The following is a 19,361-nucleotide window of genomic DNA, read 5'->3' on the forward strand; positions in this document are numbered from 1 at the left end:
TGCTCTTCCTCACCGACGGCACCTTCGCCGGCTCCCTCGAACACGGCACGGCCGAACAGATCGCGGCCCACATGACCACCCTCACCTCCCGTACCCACGCGCTGGCAGGGGTCGCTGCGTGAGTCGCCTTGCCCCCAACGGCCTGGCCCGTGCGGCCGTCCGCTTCAGACCCGCGTCGTTCGCCGGCACCTTCGTCGCCCTGATGATGGCGGCGCTGATCGTCTCCGCCTGCGGCATCCTCCTGGAGACGGGCGCCCGCGCATCGGTGCCGCCCGAGCGCTACGCGAAGGTGCCGGTCGTCGCGGCGGCCGACCAGTACGCCCGCCTCGTCACGGGCAGCGGCGACAGCCGCTCCGAGTCGGCGAACCCGCTGCCGGACACCGCACGCGTGGACATCGCGCTGACCGCTGACCGGCAGGGCGGCCCGCGTACCGGGCGCGGAGACGGCGGTGCCCGACTTCACCTTCCCGGTGCGCCTGGGCGAGGACGCGCTGACGGGCCACGGCTGGGGTGCGCACGCCTTCACCGGCGCCGCGCTCACTTCCGGAACGGCGCCCGGGACCGGCGAGGTCGTGCTCGACGCCGCCGCCGCACGGGCGGCGAAGGCCGGCGTCGGCGACACCGTCACGCTCGAAACCGCCTCCGGACGAGCCGGCTTCCGCGTCTCCGGGCTGGCGCGGCCCGGAGCAGGCGACGGCGCGGCCGAAGGCGCCACGGGCTGGTTCACCGACGCCCAGTCGCCCGTGCTCGCCGGGCATCCCGGCAGGGCCGACGCCATCGCCGTCCTGGCGAAGGAGGGGGCGGCCCCCGCGGACGACGCGGCCCTCGCCGCCGGCGTGCGGAAGGCGCTCGCCGGCACCGGTGCCGAGGTGCACACCGGCGACGGTCGCGGCGCCGTCGAGGACCACGGCCTCGCGTACGCCAAGGAAACACTCACCGGGCTGGGCGGCTCCTTCGGCGGGATCGCCGCCCTGGTCGCCGTCTTCACGGCATCCGGCACGGTCGCGTTGTCCGTCGCCCAGCGCGCACGGGAGTTCGCGCTGCTGCGCGCGGTCGGCGCCACCCCGCGGCAGATCCGCCGCGCGGTCGCCTCCGAAGCACTGCTCGTCGCGCCACTGGCCGGACTGATCGGCTGCCTGCCGGGGATCGGGCTCGCGCGCTGGTGGTTCGCCCAGCTGAAGGACCGCGGGGCCGTCCCGGGCCCGGTGGACCTGCACGTCTCCTGGATCCCGCTCGTCGTCGCCGTGGGAACGGTGCTGCTGACCGCGCTCACCGCAGGCTGGGCGGCCGGACGCCGGCCGGCCAGGATCAAGCCGGGGCAGGCGCTGGCCGAGGCGTCGGCGGAGCGGCTGCGGCCCGGCGTGGTCCGTACCGTGCTGGGCGTGGGCGCCCTCGTCGGCGGCGGATTCTTCACGGTCTTCGCCGCCCACTCGGCCGGGGACGACGCGGCCAATGCCGCCCTCGGCGTCGTCATGCTCTTCATGCTCGCCGTCGCCCTGCTCGGTCCTCTGGTGGCGCGGCTGTGCGCGGAGCTGTTCGGTCTGGCGCTGCGCGGCAGCGGCGCCGCGGCCGGGCTCGCCGCCGCCAACTCCCGTACCAACGCCCGTCGGCTGGCCTCCGCCATCACCCCGATCGTGCTGGCCATGGCCTTCGCGTCCACGCTCGCCTTCATGCACACGAGCGAGAGCCATGTGGCGGCGAAGCAGTTGCGCGCCGGCGTCATCGCGGACCATGTCGTCACGCACCCCGCCGGGCTGTCCGCCGAAGCCGTGGGCCGGGCCTCCCGCGCCCCCGGCGTCGACGCGGCCGTGGGCCTGCTCGACACGCAGGTACTCGTGCCCGTCGGGTCGGGCGGCGACCGGTGGCTGCAGAGCTCGTCGGCCCAGGGCGTGTCGGGTACCGGCGCGCGACTCGGACAGGTGCAGGACCTCGATGTGCGCAGCGGCAGCCTGGACCGGGTCGGCGAGGGCCGGATCGCCATCGACCGGACGCTCGCCACGTCGGCGAAGGCCGAGGTCGGCGACAAGCTGCCGATGTACCTCCCGGACGGCACCAGGACCAGCCCCGAAGTCGTCGCCGTGTACGGGCGAGGGCTCGGCCTGGCGGCCGTGACCATGGACCGCTCGTCGCTGGCCGGCCATGTGACCTCGGGCTTCGACACGACACTGCTGGTACGCGGCGGGGAGGCCAAGGATCTCGCCACGCTGGGCACGGTCACCGAGGCTTCCGGCTACGCGGTCGAGGAGACCACCGACCGCGAACTCAACGCCTGGGCCAACTACATGATGGCCGGGGTCCTGGGCGGGTTCGCCGCCCTCGCCGCCGCCAACACCCTCGTCATGACCGTTCTCGACCGCCGCCGCGAACTCGGCATGCTCCGTCTGGTCGGCGCCACCAGGCGCCAGGTGAGGGACATGCTGCGGTGGGAGGGCATGCTGGTGGCCGTGGCCGGCATCGTCCTGGGCACGGCCATCGCCGCGGCCACCCTGGTCCCGATGATGCGCGGGCTGACCGGCGAGGCGCCCTACGTGCCCCCGCTCGCGTACGCGTCCTTCGCCGCAGCCGCGGTCGGTCTCTCCCTGCTCGCCGTCACCCTGCCGGCACGTGCGGCGCTCCGCGAAGGGCAGGGCTGACGGGGGCGTGCGGTGCGGGGAAGCTGTCACGGTGGCTGCGGGCCCGGCCCGTACCTCCCGATGGCCGTGACCGGTGTGGCTTGGAATCGGAGGAGTGGAGGAACCCGACCGCGCAACCGGTCGCGCACCTCAGGAGGCCCACCTGCCACGGCACGGTGAGCAGCGTCGACGCGACGAGCATCACGCCCTTCAGGTACGAGTGGGCCGTCAGCTGTCTCGCCGCCCTCACGACATCGGGTTCTCCGCCGGGTCGCCTCAGACCAGGTTGTCCTCGACCGTCAGGCCGAAGGCTCCGCGCCCGTACATGGCGAGGGCGCGCTCCACGTCGTTGGCGACGTGGACGCTCCCCGCGTGGGCGTCGCGCCAGGCGCGCTCGACGGGGTTGCCGCGCCGCAGCGCGTTGCCGCCGGCGGTCTTGAAGAGGAGGTCGATCGCTGCGACGGCCCGTTCGGTCCCCCGGACCTGGTCGCGACGGGTGCGCAGCCGCAACTCCATGGGGATCTCCCTGCCGGCGGCCGCGAGTCCGGACAGTTCGCGCATGTTGCGGTCCATCTGGAGCACGGTCGCGTCGATGTCGGAGGCGGCGCGCGCGATGGCGACCTGGGCGAACGGGTCCTCGGCGAAGCTGCCGCCGCCCAGACTGAGCCGCACCCGCTCCTTCATCCGCGACACGTACGACGCGTAGCCGCCGGAGACGGCCCCGAGCACCGGTGCGGTGACGGCGCTGGTGAAGATCGCGCCGAACGGCAGCCGGTACAACGGCCCCGGGTTGATCTGCTGTCCCGGCACCTTCAGCTGCGCCTGCTCGTAGTTGCGGAGCACCCGGTGGGCCGGCACGAACGCCGACTCGATGACGATGTCGTTGCTGGCCGTTCCGCGCAGCCCGACCACGTCCCACATGTCCTCGATGCGGTAGTCGGTCCGGGGCACCAGGACGGTGAGGAAGTCCACCGGCCGTCCCTGCGCCCCGACGACGAGCGCACCGAGCAGTGCCCATGACGCGTGCTCGCAGCCCGACGAGAAGCTCCACCGGCCGGTGAGCTCGTAGCCTCCGTCGACGGGGGCGAGCCGGCCCACCGGGGCGTACGACGAGGAGACGCGTGTGTCCGGGTCCTCGCCCCACACGTCCTGTTGGGCCTGTTCGGGGAACAGGCCCAACTGCCAGGGGTGGACGCCCAGCACGGACGCCACCCAGCCCGTGGAGCAGCACACCGCGGAGATCTCCCGCACGACCGTGTAGAAGTCGACCGGGTCACCCTCCAGGCCTCCGAACCGGGCCGGTTGGAGCATGCGGAAGACACCGGCCCCCGCCAGCTCGCGCACCGTCGCATCCGGGATGCGCCGCGCCTCGTCGGTGGCGGCCGCCCGCTTCCCGATGGCCGGCAGCAGACCGCGCACCGACTCCAGAACCTCGTTGTCCATCTGTCCGTACCTCCATGCCCCGGTCGGGCTCAGATCGTTCGCAGGGCTGACTTGTCCACCTTGCCGGTGGGGTTGCGCGGCAGGGCCCCGAGGACGACGACCTCACGCGGGACCTTGAAGTTGGCCAGCCGCTCACGACAGTGGCCGATCAGGACGTCGGGGTCGGGCTCGGCGCCCGGACGCGGGGTGACATAGGCGCGTCCGACCTCTCCGAGCCGTGCGTCGGGGACTCCCACCACGACGGACTCGGCGACGGCTTCGTGTCCGGCGAGCACCTGCTCGACCTCGGCCGGGTAGACGTTGAATCCGCCGACGACGAACATGTCCTTGAGCCGGCCGGTGATGACCAGGTTGCCGCGGGCGTCGAGGTGCCCGACGTCCCCGGTGGCCAGCCACCCGTCCGCGTCTACGGCCTCGGAGTTCGCAGCCGGGTCGTCCATGTAGCCGAGCATCACGTTGTAGCCGCGCACCAGGATCTCGCCGTCCTGGCCGGCCGGCAGCACGGCACCGCCGGGCCCTGCCACCCGTACCTCGACACCGTCGATGGGGCGGCCCGCGGTCAGGGCGACGGTCTCGTCGTCGTCGTCGGTGGAGCACGCGGACACGGTGCCGCAGCTCTCGGTCAGTCCGTAGGCGGTGAGTACCTCGGGGAAGAGCTCGGCGCGCAGCCGTCGGACGAGGGCGACCGGTACGACCGCCGATCCGGTGACCGCGAGCCGCAGGGACGACAGGTCGAAGAGGTCCCGGCCGGGCGCGTCCAGCAGTTCGGTGTAGATCGTGGGCGGGCCGGGCAGGACGGTGATGCGCTCGGCCTCGACGGTGTGAAGCGCCCGCTGTACGTCGAAGACCGGGTGCAGGACCATGGTCGCGCCCCGCAACAGGCAGGCGAGTACCCCCGCCTTGTAGCCGAAGCAGTGGAACAGCGGATTGATGATCAGATAGCGGTCGTCGCCGGTCACACCGGTCCGGCTGCTCCAGGCCCGGTAGGTGGTGAGGTTTTGCCGGTGCGTGCTCAGGGCGCCCTTGGCGCGGCCGGTGGTGCCCGAGGTGAAGAGCAGGTCCGAGGGGTCGTCGGGGCGCACGGCGGCAGCGCGGGCGTTGGCTTCCGCGTCGGACACGCGGGAACCGTGCTGGAGGAATTCCTCCCAGGGCAGACTCCCGGAGGACGCGGTGGCGTCGAAGGTCACCACCCGTTCCAGAGTGGCCGGGGGGAGCGCCGCCCCTCCTTCGTCCCCGGTGGCCAGCATGGCCAGGTAGTCCTTGCCGAGGAAGCCGTTCTCGACGAACAGCAGCCGTGCGCCGCTGCGTTCCAGGAGCCGGCGCGCTTCGGCGCCCTTGTAGCGGGTGTTGACGGGAACGAGCACCGCCCCGGCCGAGGTGGCGGCGAGCGCGGCGACCACCCAGTGGTGACTGTTGGGCGCCCACAGGGCGATCCGGTCGCCGGGCCGCGTACCGAGGGCGATCAGCGACTTCACAGCCGACTGGACCCGGGCGCGCAGTTGCCCCCAGGTCAGCCGTACGTGACCGTCCACGACCGCCTCCCGGCCGGGATGCCGGCCGGCGGCGAGACCGAGGGCTCCGGGGATCGTGAGGGGGTGCTCTGTCTCGCTCATCTGCTCTCCGGGAGGGTGCGGGCCGCGCTCAACACGCGCACGGTGGACGGCTACCGATGCGGGCTGCCGATCGGCATCAGGAGGACGGCGGCAGCATCTTCTTGGACGCCTCGTGAGCACCGAGGACCAGTTCGGCGCGGGGGAAACCACTGCGCTTTTGCGCCGCCCCGGCATTGCCGCCGGCCACCAGGACGGGGCCGTCGGCCAGGTGTTCCAGCCCTTCCCGGGCGACGTCGTCGGGCTCCGCGACGCGCAGTCCGGGCAGGTCCATCCGCAGTCCGGCACGCTCCATGGCGGGGGTCCGGGTCACGCCGAGGACGAGCTCCAGGACGTGCACTCCGTACGGCCGCAGTTCGAGCCACAGGCCTTCGGCGAAGACCCGGCTGAAGGCCTTGGCCGCCGAGTAGACGCTGATCTGTGCCTGTCCGAGGTATCCGGAGAGCGAGCCGACCAGCATGATGCCGCCCCGGCCCCGTTCCTTCATCCGGGCGCCGAAGTGGTGGGTGAGGGCGAGCTGCGCGGTGATGTTGAGGTCCAGGACGCCCTGGACCCGCGTCAGGTCTCCGGTCACGAACTCGTGGCCGTAGCTGTTGGCTCCCGCGTTGAAGATCAGCAGGCCGACCTCGAGGCCGTCGGTGACCGCGCGGACGGCGTCCAGGGCCCCGGGGTCGAGCAGGTCGAGTTCGAGGGTGCGGACCTCGACGCCTTTGGCGCGCACCTTCTCGGCGGTCTCGTTCAGGGGGCCCGGCTTGCGGGCGATGAGGACCAGGTTGATGCCGGCGTCGGCCAGCTGGTCGGCGAACGAGGCGCCGACTCCCTCGGAGCCTCCGGCGACGACCGCCCAGGGCCCGTACAGGTTCTTGTCGATCATCGAGTACCTCTCTTGTCCTGGCCGCCGCGGTGCCGCGACGGTAGAGCGCTGTTCCGGGTCCCCGCCCCGGGCATCCCACTGGCCGGGATGCCCGGACCGGACCGGTCAGGTGGCGCCGGCGGGCTGCCCGGCCATGTGCCGGACGGCCAGTGAGGCGAAGACCATGGCGGTGCCGATGGGGACGCCGGGGCCGGGGTAGACACCGCCGGTGAAGGACGCGCCGGTGTTCCCGGCGGCGTACAGGCCGGTGAGCGGGCGGCCCTCGGTGTCCAGGACGCGGGCCTCGGGGTCCGTGCGCAGACCGCCCTTGGTGCCGAGGTCGGAGAGGACCATCCGGGCCGCGTAGTACGGCGCCCGGTCGAGCGGGACCAGGCACGGGTTGGGCCCGGGCGCCTTCCTGCTCGCGAAGAACAGGTCGTACGGGTCCTCGCCGCGGTGGTGGTCCTCGTCGGCGCCGGCGGCCGCGAAGCCGTTGAAGCGGCCGACGGTCTCCATCAGGGCGGCGGCCGGCACGCCGATGAGCTCAGCCAGCTCCGGCAGCGAGTCCGCGCGCGCCCAGGTGCCGGCGGCGAGGTGCTCGGCGGGGTCGCTGGGCGGCACCGTGATGGCGGGCAGGGCGCCGCCCTCCCGGGAGTCGAAGATCAGGTAGGTGGGCGCGTCGGCGCCGCCCGCGGCGGCGATGGCGCGGCCCATGCGGTCGTACGGCAGCGACTCGTTGGCGAACCGCCGCCCCGAGCCGTCCACCATCAGTCCGCCGCGCAGCCCGAGGGTGAACGCGGCGGATCCGTCCGGGAGTTCGGTCCCCGGGCACCACCAGGCCTCGCCCATGAGGCCGGTGGCGGCGCCGGCCGCGACGGCGGCGCGCAGCAGCTCTCCGGTGGTGGCTCCCCGGGGCGCCATGCTCCACGTGGCCCTGCCCGGCACCCCGTGCTCGGCGCGCAGGGGGCCGTCGCCCTCGAAGCCGCCCGCTGCCAGCAGCACACCGCGCCGGGCCCGCACCCGGACCGTCCCCTGCGGCGTCCGCGCCTCGACGCCGGTGATCCGGCCGTCCTCGGTGACGAGACCGGTGACGTGGTGCTCGGTGCGGACCCGCGCGTTGCCGGTGCGGGTGGCCGCGAGGAGGAGGCGGCCGATCAGGGCGCGGCCGGCGGACAGCGGTGCGCCGGCGGGGTGGCCCTTGCCCGCACGGTCCCGGTCGACCGCGGGGCGTATCAGGGGGAGGAGATCGCCGAGCAGTTCCGGCTCCAGGTCGAGCGGGACGATGGAGCGGCCGGCGTCCATCCGGCCGGGCGCGGCGACATAGTCGGGGAAGGCGCGCCACTCGAACTCGATCGCCGGGTCGCGTTCGAGCCGGGCCACCAAGTCGGGGGCGTGCCGCAGGAAGGCGTCCCTGCGGGGCGCTTCGGCGTCGTCGGTGAGGGCCCGCAGGTAGGCGTCGGCCGCTTCGGTGGAGTCGCCGATCCCGGCGCGTTCCTGCACCTGGGTGCCGGGCAGCCAGCAGGCGGCTCCGGAGTAGGCGGAGGTGCCGCCGAGCAGCGCCGTCCGTTCCAGTACGACGGTGTCGAGTCCGTCGCCCGCGGCCATCAGGGCCCCGGTCATCGCTCCCGCCCCGGATCCGACGACGATCACGTCGTGGGTGGCGTCCCAGTCCTGGCCGTCCCGCATGTGGTGCCCCTTCTGCCGCTCGGTGGTGTGCCGCCTCAGCAGACCCTTTCGCGGCCGGCCCGGGCGGGGCCGGTCCCGCTGACCGGTACGCCGGGGCCGTCGCGCCCGACGCGTGGCCGGGCCCGGCGTATGGTCGGTGCAGCTGTAGACACCACCGAGCCCGGGGAGAGAGCGCGTGCCCAGAATCGCCGAGGCCAGGGCCGGGGCCGAGCCCAGTTCGCCCCGGCAGCGCGCACGCCGTCAGAGCATCCTGAAGGTGGCGGCGGACATCGCCGCCTCGACGGGTCTCGAGCGGGTGCAGATGCAGGAGGTCGCCAAGTCGGCGGGGGTCGCCATCGCCACCCTGTACCGGTACTTCCCGTCGAAGACCCATCTGTTCACCGCGTTGATGGCCGACCAGATCGAGGGGTTCGCGGCCCGGGTGCCGGAGCGCCCAGCGGGCACCCGTCCCGAGGACGCCGTGTTCGAGACGCTGGGCAGCGCCACGCGCACTCTGCTGCGCAGGCCGGCCCTCGCCACCGCGATGATCCAGTCGGCGAACGCGGCCCGCGCCTCGACCGTCCCGGACCTGGCGCGGATCGATTCGGGGTTCATCGATCTGCTGGTGCGGGCCTGGGGTGTGGAGGAGCCCACGGACCACCACATCACCCGTCTGCGTTTGCTGATCCTGCTCTGGTACGGGGTGCTGCAGTCGCGGCTCAACGAGCGGCTCACCCCGCAGGAGGCCGATGCCGATCTGCGGATGGCGTGCCACCTGCTGCTCGCACCCGAGCCGGATGCCGGCTGACCCGGCCGGCGGGCCCGGCCGGGGACAGCGCGTCGTTCACCGCGCCTGCTGCGTACCCGTCGTGTCGAGGCCTGCGACGCTGTAGGCGGCGTAGGTCCGGTGCGGGTCGCGGCCCTTGAAGTACGGCGTCAGCTGGGCGTCGAGCTCCTCGGGGCTGAAAGTGCCGTCCGCGGCGGTGAACTTCTGCTCCACGGTGGGCGGGGCGAGCAGGGCGACCATGTCGCCGTAGACGACGAAGACCTGCCCGTTGATCTCGTCGGCGGCCGGTGACGCCAGGTGCCCGACGAGGGTGGCGACGCGCTCGGGGGCCATGATGTCGAGGCCGCCCGGCGTGGTCGCTCCCTCGCCGAAGGCCTCGGCGGTCATGGCGGTGCGCGCCCGGGGGCAGATCGCGTTGGCGCGCACGCCGTAGCGGGCCAGGCCCTGCGAGGTGGCCAGGGTCAGCGCGGTGATGCCGGCCTTCGCGGCGGAGTAGTTCGGCTGGCCGGGGGCGCCGAACAGGAAGGCCTCGGACGAGGTGTTGATCACGCGGCCGTAGACCGGGGCGCCGGACGCCTTGCTCGCCGCGCGCCAGTGGACGGCCGCGGCGCGGGAGACCGCGGCGTGCCCCTTGAGGTGGACCCGCAGGACGTCGTCCCAGTCCGATTCGGTGAGGTTGAACAGCATCTTGTCGCGGAGGACGCCCGCGTTGTTGACGATGATGTCCAGGCTGCCGAAGCTCTCCACGGCTGCCTGCACCAGCCGGTCGCCCATGGACCAGTCGCCGACGTCGCCGGTCACCGCCACGGCCCCCGCGCCCAGGGTTTTGACCTCCGCGACGACGTCGTCGGCCGCCGGGCCGATGTCGTTCACCACCACGTTGGCGCCGAGCGCCGCGAGTGCCAGTGCCTCGGCGCGGCCGAGCCCCGCCCCCGCACCGGTGACGACGGCGGTGCGCCCCTCCAGGGTCTTCACCGAGGGGGTGTGCGTCGCGCTCATGCTGCCTCATTCCGTGTTCCGTCGATCCGCTGGATACGCGGGCGCACCCCGGGCGTCTGCCGCCGGGGTGCGCCACACACACGAAACTAGTATTGATTTCAGTTCTCGGCCGGGCGGTGTCCCGTTGAGTGGACGAAGCCGACGGAGACGGACCCGAGACCCTCGAAGTCGGCCCGGTAGCTCTCCCCCGGCTTGACGTCGACCGCCTTGGTGCACGACCCCGGGAGGATCACGTGGCCCGCCTCCAGCCGCACCCCGAAGGACGCGACCTTGCGGGCCAGCCAGGCGACGGCCTCGGTGGGGTCACCGAGTACCGCACTGGTGTTGCCCCGGGCGATCTCCTCGCCCTCCCGGTACAGGACCGCCTCGATGTCGGCCGGGTCCAGGTCGCCCGGCCGCACCCGGGCGGAGCCGAGGATCACCCCGGCGGACGAGGCGTTGTCGGCGATGGTGTCGGCGAGCCCGATCCGCCAGTCCTTGATCCGGCTGTCGATGAGTTCGAGGCTCGGGACGATGTACTCGGTGGCCGCGAGGACGTCCTCGGTGGTGCAGTCCTCCCCCGGCAGGCCGCGGCCGAGTACGTAGCCGATCTCGAGCTCGATCCGCGGGTAGCAGTAGCGATCGGCCTCGACCGGGGTCTCCTGGGACAGCACCATGTCGGAGAGCAGATGGCCGTAGTCCGGCTCGTCCACACCCATCATCCGCTGCATGACCTTCGAGGACAGACCGACCTTGTGCCCGCGCACGGTACGGCCCTCGGCCAGCTGCCGGCGGATGTTGATCAGCTGGATCTCGTAGGCGTCGGCCGCGTCGATGGCCGGGAAGGTGGTGGTGAGCGGCTCCACGGGGCCGCGGCCCTGCTGTGCGGCCCACAGCACCGCGGCGGCCGCGGCGCGCTGCGCGGGATCAAGCATCGGGGTTCTCCGTCGGGTCGGGGATGGTGGTGCGGAAGCGTGCGCGCCCGCCGGTGAGCACCGCGCGGCCGTCCTCGGCCATCGCCTCGAAGCGCACGGCCCGGTCGCCCGCGCTGTCGTCGCCCGGCATGTCTCGGCCCGGGCTGTCGTCGCCCGGCGCGCCGGCCCAGCCGCTCAGTCCGAGCCGGTCGCCGGGGAACGCCGGCGCGGCGAACCGCGCCTCCAGTTCCGCCAGTTCGGCCGGGTGCACGCCGAGGGCGTCGGCCAGCGGAAACAGGCTCGCGGCGAGCGTGCACAGTCCGTGCAGGAACGGCCGGTCCATCCCGGCCGCCGTCGCCGCATCCGGGTCGATGTGCATGGCGTGCCGGTCGCCGAGCAGCCGGTAGAAGGCCGCCTGCCGGGCGTGCGTGACCACGGACAGGGTGTGATCGGCAGGGCGGTCGGGGCGGCGCGGGACGGAGGGCCCGCGTTCACCGCCGAAGCCTCCGCAGCCCGGCGCGAAGATCGACCAGGTGGCGGTGAAACGATCACAGGACACCTCGACGTCGAAGACCGCGGCGGCCCCCTTGTCCCGTACGGCGGAGACCCGTGCCGTGGTGGTCAGTTCACCCGACGGCTCCAACGGACGGTGCACGAGCAGGCGTTGGCTGCCGTGCACGGCCGTGGTCACGTTGAAGGCGCCGAGTTCCCCGAGCGCGTCCGGCGCCCACTGGGCCAGCGTCAGCGCGAACGTGGGCAGGACCCGCAACCGCTCCTCGTACACGAGGTCGAGCCGGTCGGCGGGGGCGCCGACCGCGAGCGCGTACAGGATGGCGTCCCGTTCGGTCCAGGAGACGGTACGGGTGCCGAGTGCGCGGCCCTCCCATGGGGATGCGTTCATCGGTCGGCTCCCAGGATCAGACCGCTGGTGGGCACGCCGGTGCCGGCCGTGACCATGACGTGGTCGGCCCTGCCCGGCTGGTTCACCGAGGAGCCGCGCACCAGCCTGACGCCCTCGGCGATGCCGTTCATACCGTGCAGGTACGCCTCGCCGAGCTGCCCGCCATGGGTGTTGAAGGGCAGTCGGCCACCGAGCTCCAGATGGCCGTCGGCGATGAAGTCCTTGGCCTCGCCGGGCTCGCAGAAGCCCAGTTCCTCCAGTTGCGGAAGGACCAGCGGGGTGAAGTGGTCGTAGAGCACGGCCGCGTCGATGTCCTCGGGGCCGAGGCCGCTCTGTGCGTACAACTGCCTTCCCACAAGCCCCATCTCGGGGATGCCGGTGATCGTGGGCCGGTAGTAGCTGGTCATCATGTGCTGGTCGGCCGCGAGCCCCTGGGCCGCCGAGCGGATCACCGCCGGCGGGTGCGGCAGGTCCCGGGCGCGTTCGGCGGAGACGATCACCAGGGCCTGGCCGCCGTCGGTCTCCTGGCAGCAGTCGAGCAGCCGCAGCGGTTCGGCGATCCAGCGGGAGTCCCGGTGGTCCTGCAGGGTGATGGGCCGGCCGTGGAACCAGGCGGCCGGGTTGTTCGCGGCGTGCTTGCGGTCCACCACGGCGACCCGGCCGAAGTCGTCGGTGGTGGCGCCGTATTCGTGCATGTAGCGGCGGGCGAACATGGCCACCCACTGCGCGGGGGTGCTCAGCCCGAACGGCGTCATCCAGGCGTACGCCGCCCGGTCGGCGGTGGTGTCCATGGGGCGGGCGGCCTGCCCGAGCCCGTAGCGCTCGCCGGAGCGCTCGTTGAACGCCCGGTAGCAGACGACCACGTCGGCGACCCCGGTCGCCACGGCCATGGCGGCCTGCTGCACGGTGGCGCAGCCGGCCCCGCCGCCGTACCCGATGCGGGAGAAGAACGTGAGGTCTCCCATTCCGGTGTTGCGGGCGACATGGTTCTCGGCGTTGGTCTCCGCGGTGAAGGTGACCAGCCCGTCCACGTCGGAGGGCGTCAGGCCCGCGTCCGCGACGGCGGCGAGTACGGCCTCGCAGGCGAGCTGCAGTTCGCTGCGCCCGGAGTTCTTGGAGAACTCGGTGGCGCCGATACCGGCCACGGCCGCGGCCCCGGACAGCGCGACGGCGCTCATCGGCCCTCCCCCGCCAGCTGCACCGAGACGCTCCCGGTGACATGGGAGCCGAGGCTGTTGGCACCCGTGACCGCGATCTCGACGCGGCGGTCCGCGTCCGACTTCGCGGTGACCGTGCCGGTGAGCACCATCGTGTCGCCGGGGTGGTTGGGGGCGCCGAGCCTGATCCGGATGGCCTTGACGACGGACGCGGGTCCGGCCCAGCCGGTGACGTACCGGTCGACGAGGCCGTTGCTGGTCAGAATGTTCATGAAGATGTCCTTGGAGCCGCGTTCCCGTGCCAGTTCGGGGTCGTGGTGCACGTCCTGGTAGTCGCGGCTCGCGAGTGCGGTGGCGACGATCAGGGTGCGCGTGACCGGGATCGGCAGCTCGGGAAGTACGTCGCCGACGGCCACCGATTCGTAGGTGCGGGACGGCGGGAGGGTGCCCGGGTCCGGGTTCATGAGGCCACCGCCGTGCCGGTCAGCAGGGCTCCGAGGCGTTCGAGGTCGGCGCCCGCGCCGCCCAGGGTGGTGGAGATCTGTTTGCCCCACAGGAAGTGGCGGTGCACCGGGTAGTCGGTGTCGACGCCGATGCCACCGTGCACGTGCTGCACGCGGTGCACGGTGTTCAGGCCCCCTTCGGTGGCCCACCACTTGGCGACCGTCGCGGCCCGGTCGGCGCTCCCCGCGTCGAAGGGCTCCGCCAGTGCGTCCACGGCCTGCCAGAGAGTGACCCGCATCGCCTCGATGTCGATGTAGCAGTCGGCGAGCTGGTGCTGGACGGCCTGGAAGGTGGCGAGCGGGCGGCCGAACTGCTCCCGCTCGCGAAGGTGCCCCGCCGCGTGGGCCAGCGCGCCGGCGGCCACGCCGGTCTGGACGGCGGCCAGGGCGACGAAGGCGTTCCGCACGAGGTGCGCGGCGGCCTCGTCGCCCGGCGTGCCGACGCGCTCGGCCGGGGCGTCCCGCAGGGTGAGGTGGGCACTCATGTCGTGGCTGGTGGTCTCCGCGGACTCCCAGCTCACGCCCGTGGCGTCCGAGGCGACGAGGAAGAGGCCGGGGCCGGACTCGGTCGCGGCGGTCACCAGGACGTGGCGGGCGCCTGCGGGCGCGGGCACCACGGCCTTGACCCCGCTGATCCGCCACCCCGCCCCGTCGGCGACCGCGGCCGTGCGGGGCGTCAGGGGCTCGGCGGGGCCGAACTCCTCCAGGGCGACGGTCAGCCGGCTCGTACCGTCCATGAGCCCCGGCAGCAGCCGGGAGCGCTGCGCCTCGGTGCCGTACGCCGCCACGGTGAGGGCGCCCGTCAGCGCGGGCCAGAGCGGCACCGGCGCCACGCGTCGGCCCTGTTCCTCCAGGAGGACGCAGAGCCCGGCCATGCCGAGCCCCGCCCCGCCGTCCGGTTCGGGCAGGACGGCCGCGAGCAGGCCGGCCGTCGCGAGGTCCGCCCACAGCTGTTCGTCGACGCGGCCGCCCGAGACCTCGACCTCCCGCAGCCGCTCGGGCGTGACACGGTCGGTGAGGATCTCGCGGGCGAGGTCGCGGACCGCTTCGAGCTCTTCTCCCAGGGAGAAATCCATCAGGGCGCCTCCGTCGGGGCGGGCCGGAACACCGGCAGGGTCAGATCGGGGTCGGCGTCGAGCCAGTCGAGGACCACGGCCATGCCGATGGTGACGTCACCGGGGGCGACACCGGTCAGGTTGGTGATGAGCCGGGTGCCTTCGGTGAGTTCGACGACGGCGACGAGGTAGGGGGATTCGAAGGCCGGGTGCCGGGGGTGGTGGTTCACGACGAAGCTGTACACGTGGCCGTGGCCGGCGGCCTCTACGGTGTCCCACTCCAGTGAGCCGCATGAGGGGCAGCACGGCCCCGAGGGGTGCCGCAGCAGGGAGCAGGAGGCGCAGCGCTGGATGAGCAGCCGGTGCTGCGCCGCCCCCTCGAAGAAGAAGGCGTTGTCACGGTTGACGGCCGGGCGCGGACGCGGGGCGGCCGCCGCTGCCGGTGCCTTTTCGGGCGCGGGCCGGAACCTCAGGGTGCGCCACCGCTGGGTGGCGACCGTCTCGCCCTGCCCGTCGGTGTAGGTCTTGAGGGTGGTGACGAACCGTCCGGTGCCGAGTCCTGTCCGCTTCTCCGCCGAGACCGACTCGACGGTCTCGCGGACGGCGATGTGGTCGCCGGGGGCCAGCTCCCGCAGGAAGGTGAACTCCGAGTCGGTCGCCACCACGGAGCTGTATCCGCCCTCGTCGAGCAGGGCGACGAGCTCGTCGAAGCCGCTCGCGCCGCCCTCCGGCGGGGCGACCGTGGCCGCGTATCCGCGCATCGTCCACGCCTGGACCATCGACGCGGGGGCCACCACCGACTCGCGGCCGGTGGCACGGGCCGCCTCGGCATCGGTGTACACGGGGTTGGTGTCCCCCATCGCCTCGGCCCAGTGCCGGATCATCGGCTGGTTGACGGGGTCCTGCGCCGGTGTGGGCGCCCGCAGTTCGCGCCCGGTGAAGGCCTGGAGCCTTTCCTCGTAACCCGGTTGCTGTCCGGACGTCACGGTCATGCGCCACGCCCCTTGCGCGGCAGCCCGAGTCCCTGGGTCGCGACCATGTCGCGCAGGATCTCGTTGACTCCGCCGCCGAAGGTGTTCACGATGCCCTGCCGGGAGAGCTGTTCGATCTGCCCGGCGAGGGCGGCACACGGAGACTCGGGCCGGATGCGGCCCGCGGCACCGAGGATCTGGCTCAGCCCGCGCTGGAGCGCGATGTGCGTCTCGGTGCCGTACGCCTTGGCGGCGCCCGCGTCGGCACCGGTCAGTGTGGAGCCGGCGACGGCGGAGGTCATCTTCCAGTTCATCAGCCGCATCGCCTCCAACCGGGCGTACGTCCGCGCGAACTCCTGCCGCACCCACGGGATGTCGGCCGTGCCGTTCTCCCGGGCCCAGTCCAGCACCCCTTCCCACAGCTGGATCATGCGGCCGCCGAGGGCCGCGAGGCCGATGCGTTCGTGGTTCAGCTGGGCCGTGATCAGCCGCCAGCCGCCGTCCACGGCGCCGATCACGTCGGCGGCCGGGACGCGTACCCCGCTGTAGTACGTGGCGGTGACGATCATGCCGCCGACGGTACGGATGGGGCTCCAGGAGAAGCCGTCGTCGGCGGTGGGCACGATCAGGATGGAGATTCCCTTGTGCTTGGGCACCTCCGGATCGGTGCGGGCGGCGAGCCACACGTAGTCGGCGGTGTTGGCCCCACTGGTGAAGATCTTGCTGCCGTCGACGACGTAGCTGTCGCCGTCCCGGACCGCGCGGGTGGTCAGCGAGGCGAGGTCGGTGCCGGCCCCGGGCTCGGTGTAGCCGATCGCGAAGACGATGTCGCCGGAGAGGATGCCGGGCAGGAACCGCTTGCGGTGTTCCTCGGAGCCGTACGCCATGAGGGTCGGCCCGACGGTGTTGACCGTGACGAACGGGAAGGGCAGGCCCGCGCGTTGCACCTCGTCGAAGAAGACGTACTGGTCCTCGACCGACCGGCCCTGACCGCCGTACTCGGTGGGCCAGCCGATGCCCAGCCAGCCGTCGGAGCCCAGCCTCTTGACGACCTCACGGAAGCGGTCGCCGCCCACCCCCTCCTCGCCGACGCGACGGCGCTCGTCCTCGGGCATCAGTCCCGCGAAGTAGGCCCGCAGTTCCCGCCGCAGCTCCTGGTGCGCGGCACTCTCGCGCAATTGCATGTGTGGTTCTCCTCGCTCGGTGCCATCCGGTCCTGCCGCCGCCTCAGGGAAGGAAACGTGCTCGCCCGTTGGCCTGGAACTCGCCGCGCAGCGCGGCCTTTTCCTCGTCGGTCATCGGCCTGTAGGCGGGGCCGCCCCGGCCGGTCCAGCGGTGGACCGGGTCGCCGGTGCGCCAGCCGTCCAGCTGCATCTCCTTCTTGCGCAACTTGCCGGACGCGGTGGTCGGCAGCGCGTGCGAGACCCGGACGAAGCGGGGTGCCCCCTTGGTGCCCAGGTCCTCCTGACGGCTCAGGAAGCCGGGCAGGTCCAGGTCCTCGAAGCGGGTGCCGTCGGCTATCTCGACGGCGGCCATGACCTGGTCGCCGGAGCGCGGATCGGGTACGCCGAAGACTCCGGCGGCGATGACGCCGGGGTGCCTGCGCAGGACGCGTTCGGTGAGCAGGGCGGAGATGTTCTCGCCGTCGACGCGGATCCAGTCGCCGGAGCGGCCGGCGAAGTAGAAGTAGCCCGCCTCGTCCACGTACCCGAGGTCGCCCGTCCAGTACCAGCCGTGCCGGACGCGTTCGGCGTTCGCCGCCTCGTTGTTGTAGTAGCCCTCGAAGCGGGCGGCGCCCTCGGTGTCGACGATCTCGCCGATGGCCTCCTCCGGGTTGCGCACCCGGCCGTAGGAGTCGAGGACGGCGGGCGGACAGGTGGTCCGGTTCACGGGGTGCACGATGCGGACGCCGTCCCGGGCCGGCCTGCCGAGCGCGCCCGTGGGTGCGTCGGGCACCCGCTTGAGCATGCCCGCGCCCTCGCTGGAGCCGTAGCCCTCGACGAGGCGGCAGCCGAAGCGGTCCAGGAAGCGGGCGGCGTCCTCGGGCGACGCCTCGGTCCCGAAGCCGTGGGTGAGCCGGTTGTCGGCGTCGCCGGGGGCCTCGGGGCGGGCCAGGATGTAGCCGATCGCCTTGCCGACGTACGTGAAGTAGGTGGCGCCGAAGTAGGTGACGTCGGGCAGGAATCCGGAGGCGGAGAACTTGCGGGTGAGGGCGATCGTGGCGCCCGCGGAGAGCGCGGGCGCCCACAGGGCCATCAGCGCGTTGCCGTGGAACAGCGGCATCGGGCAGTAGCAGATGTCGTCCCGGGAGATGTCGTACTTGGCGCTGTTGGTGGCACCGAGCGCGGCGAGCCGGCCCTGCGAGCAGATCGCCGCCTTCGACGCGCCGGTGGTGCCCGAGGTCAGGAGCAGCAGCATCCGGGTGGTGGCGGTGACGTCCGGGTCCGGCACGGGCTCGCGGTCGTGCCGGGCGAGCCGGTCCGCGTAGCCCGGTGCGTCCACGACGAGGAAGCGGTCCGCTTCCACACCGATGTCCAGTCCGTCGAGCAGGGCGGCGCCCGCCCGGTCGGTGACGATCATCTGGCAGTCGGTGTGCCGGACCTCCCGCTCCAGTTCGGCGCCCCGGCGGGTGGGGTTGATGCCCACGACGGTCGCGCCCGCGAGGGCCGCGGCGCCCAGCCAGAAGACGTACTCGGGTTCGTTGTCGAGGAGCACGCCGATGTGGAAGGGCCCGGCGGTGCGCAGTTCCCGGGCCCGGGCGGCGCGGGCCGCGCTCTCCTCGACCACCTCTCCCCAGGTCCAGGACCTGTCACGGGTCAGCAGGCCGGGGTGGTCGTCCCCGGCCCGGGCGAGCAGCTGGTCGGCAATCGTCTCGTGTGGCAACGTCGGTCCCTCTCACCCGGTGGCCGGGTCTGCCGGTGTCGGTACGGGGGCGGGTCGCGCGGCGCGTCCCGCGGTGGTGGCGCGTCCCTTGATGGCGGTGCGCGTTTCGTCGTGATCGCGGCGCGTCTCGTGATGCCGGGGCACGTCCCGTGATGCCGGGGCACGTCTCGTGGTGATCGTGATGCCCGGCGTGGCGACGCTAACCGCGAGCGGGACGGCCCGGACCGGACCGTCCCGCTGACCGGGAGGAGCTGACAGGCCCTGTCAGCCGAAGTTGGCCTGGCCGCCGTCGAGGGGCACGGTGGCGCCCGTCAGGTAGCGGGCGTCCGGGCCGCACAGCATCACCACGGCCCGGCCTATGTCCTGCTCGCAGTCGCCGACGTACCCGAGCGGGATGGACGCGCAGAACGCGGCAGCCTCCTCGGGGTGGGCGGCCTGCCAGCCGGCGTAGGCGGGCGACGTGGCGTGCGGGGCGACGGCGTTGACCCGGATGCCGTCGCGACCCCATTCGTTGGCCGCGGCCCTGGTGAGCGAGCGCAGGGCGGACTTGGCCGCCGCGTAGGCCCCGTACGTACTCAGGTCCCAGCGGACCATGGCGGACGTGACCAGGTTGATGATGGAGCCGCCGCCGTCGCGCTTCAGGTACGGATGCGCGGCCTTCATGAAGGCGAAGGCCGCGAACGGCCCGCTGTCGAAGCCCCTTTGGAACTGCTCGTCGCTGAGCGACAGGAGCGGTCCGTAGCATCCGGTGTAGGCGTTGTTGACCAGGATGTCGAGGGAGCCGAAGTGCTCGGCGGCCTCCGCCACGACGGAGGGGATCCGGTCCGTGTCGAGGACGTCGAGGACGAACGGCTCGGCCCTCGCCCCTCGCGCGCGCAGCAGCTCACAGGTCGCTTCCAGCTTCGCGGCCGTCCGTCCGAGGACGGCCACGGAGGCCCCCTCGGAGGCGAGGGCCAGAGCGATGCCCTGGCCGACGCCCTGTCCGGCTCCGGTGATGACCGCGACCTTGCCTTCGAGGGTTCCCATCGC

15 protein-coding genes and 1 pseudogene are annotated in these 19,361 nt (G+C 73.0%); 2 read left to right on the top strand and 14 right to left on the bottom strand.

What is annotated here, in order from left to right; all coding sequences use genetic code 11:
• The first annotated feature begins 118 nt into the window (after positions 1-118).
• Positions 119-2,633 (top strand): annotated as a pseudogene (locus tag ACFYPA_RS34895) (FtsX-like permease family protein).
• A 255-nt stretch (positions 2,634-2,888) separates the two neighbouring features.
• On the opposite strand, the gene hsaA reads toward ACFYPA_RS34895, so the two are convergent.
• The 4 genes from hsaA to ACFYPA_RS34915 form a co-directional block, all read right to left on the bottom strand.
• On the bottom strand, positions 2,889-4,055 hold the full coding sequence (gene hsaA / locus ACFYPA_RS34900) for a 3-hydroxy-9,10-secoandrosta-1,3,5(10)-triene-9,17-dione monooxygenase oxygenase subunit (protein ID WP_389136568.1): 1,167 nt from the start codon (positions 4,053-4,055) through the stop codon (positions 2,889-2,891).
• 29 nt (positions 4,056-4,084) lie between these two features.
• Positions 4,085-5,668 carry a FadD3 family acyl-CoA ligase gene (locus ACFYPA_RS34905; protein WP_389136571.1) on the bottom strand — a complete coding sequence of 528 codons (1,584 nt, stop codon included), beginning with the start codon at positions 5,666-5,668 and terminating at the stop codon, positions 4,085-4,087.
• A 76-nt stretch (positions 5,669-5,744) separates the two neighbouring features.
• The gene (locus ACFYPA_RS34910) at positions 5,745-6,539 is read right to left on the bottom strand and encodes an SDR family NAD(P)-dependent oxidoreductase (RefSeq protein ID WP_359315544.1); all 795 of its coding nucleotides are present in this window, start codon (positions 6,537-6,539) and stop codon (positions 5,745-5,747) included.
• A gap of 105 nt (positions 6,540-6,644) precedes the next feature.
• Entirely contained in the window at positions 6,645-8,204 is a 1,560-nt protein-coding gene (locus tag ACFYPA_RS34915) for an FAD-dependent oxidoreductase (RefSeq protein WP_359086111.1), read from the bottom strand.
• Positions 8,205-8,379: 175 nt separating this feature from the next.
• Between ACFYPA_RS34915 and ACFYPA_RS34920 the strand changes: the two genes are divergently transcribed.
• Complete coding sequence (locus tag ACFYPA_RS34920; protein ID WP_389136575.1) at positions 8,380-8,991, top strand: TetR family transcriptional regulator; 612 nt, start codon at positions 8,380-8,382, stop codon at positions 8,989-8,991.
• 36 nt (positions 8,992-9,027) lie between these two features.
• Here the strand turns inward: ACFYPA_RS34920 and ACFYPA_RS34925 are convergent, their stop codons facing one another.
• From ACFYPA_RS34925 to ACFYPA_RS34970, 10 genes are all read right to left on the bottom strand, one after another.
• Positions 9,028-9,969, bottom strand: a complete 942-nt coding sequence (locus tag ACFYPA_RS34925) for a 3-oxoacyl-ACP reductase (protein ID WP_359086115.1) — start codon at positions 9,967-9,969, stop codon at positions 9,028-9,030.
• Between the two features lie 98 nt (positions 9,970-10,067).
• Entirely contained in the window at positions 10,068-10,883 is an 816-nt protein-coding gene (locus tag ACFYPA_RS34930; RefSeq protein ID WP_389136577.1) for a 2-keto-4-pentenoate hydratase, read from the bottom strand.
• Positions 10,876-11,763 carry a MaoC/PaaZ C-terminal domain-containing protein gene (locus ACFYPA_RS34935; RefSeq protein WP_389136580.1) on the bottom strand — a complete coding sequence of 296 codons (888 nt, stop codon included), beginning with the start codon at positions 11,761-11,763 and terminating at the stop codon, positions 10,876-10,878. The genes ACFYPA_RS34930 and ACFYPA_RS34935 overlap by 8 nt, the downstream gene beginning before the upstream one ends.
• Positions 11,760-12,941, bottom strand: coding sequence for a lipid-transfer protein (locus ACFYPA_RS34940; protein WP_389136582.1), 1,182 nt, complete (start codon positions 12,939-12,941; stop codon positions 11,760-11,762). Before ACFYPA_RS34940 ends, ACFYPA_RS34935 begins: the two co-directional genes overlap by 4 nt.
• A complete protein-coding gene (locus ACFYPA_RS34945; protein ID WP_359086121.1) occupies positions 12,938-13,384 on the bottom strand; it encodes a MaoC family dehydratase in 447 nt (148 codons plus the stop codon). The genes ACFYPA_RS34940 and ACFYPA_RS34945 overlap by 4 nt, the downstream gene beginning before the upstream one ends.
• A complete protein-coding gene (locus tag ACFYPA_RS34950; protein WP_389136584.1) occupies positions 13,381-14,499 on the bottom strand; it encodes an acyl-CoA dehydrogenase family protein in 1,119 nt (372 codons plus the stop codon). The genes ACFYPA_RS34945 and ACFYPA_RS34950 overlap by 4 nt, the downstream gene beginning before the upstream one ends.
• On the bottom strand, positions 14,499-15,470 hold the full coding sequence (locus ACFYPA_RS34955) for a MaoC family dehydratase N-terminal domain-containing protein (protein WP_359086125.1): 972 nt from the start codon (positions 15,468-15,470) through the stop codon (positions 14,499-14,501). The genes ACFYPA_RS34950 and ACFYPA_RS34955 overlap by 1 nt, the downstream gene beginning before the upstream one ends.
• The gene (locus ACFYPA_RS34960) at positions 15,467-16,633 is read right to left on the bottom strand and encodes an acyl-CoA dehydrogenase family protein (protein WP_389136587.1); all 1,167 of its coding nucleotides are present in this window, start codon (positions 16,631-16,633) and stop codon (positions 15,467-15,469) included. The genes ACFYPA_RS34955 and ACFYPA_RS34960 overlap by 4 nt, the downstream gene beginning before the upstream one ends.
• 43 nt (positions 16,634-16,676) lie before the next feature.
• Positions 16,677-18,332: an AMP-binding protein gene (locus tag ACFYPA_RS34965; RefSeq protein ID WP_359354741.1), complete on the bottom strand. Its 1,656-nt coding sequence runs from the start codon at positions 18,330-18,332 to the stop codon at positions 16,677-16,679.
• A gap of 264 nt (positions 18,333-18,596) precedes the next feature.
• Complete coding sequence (locus ACFYPA_RS34970; protein ID WP_359315521.1) at positions 18,597-19,358, bottom strand: SDR family oxidoreductase; 762 nt, start codon at positions 19,356-19,358, stop codon at positions 18,597-18,599.
• Positions 19,359-19,361 lie beyond the last annotated feature (3 nt).

Source organism: Streptomyces sp. NPDC005775 (genome assembly GCF_042871565.1).
In the GTDB taxonomy this organism is placed as follows: domain Bacteria; phylum Actinomycetota; class Actinomycetes; order Streptomycetales; family Streptomycetaceae; genus Streptomyces.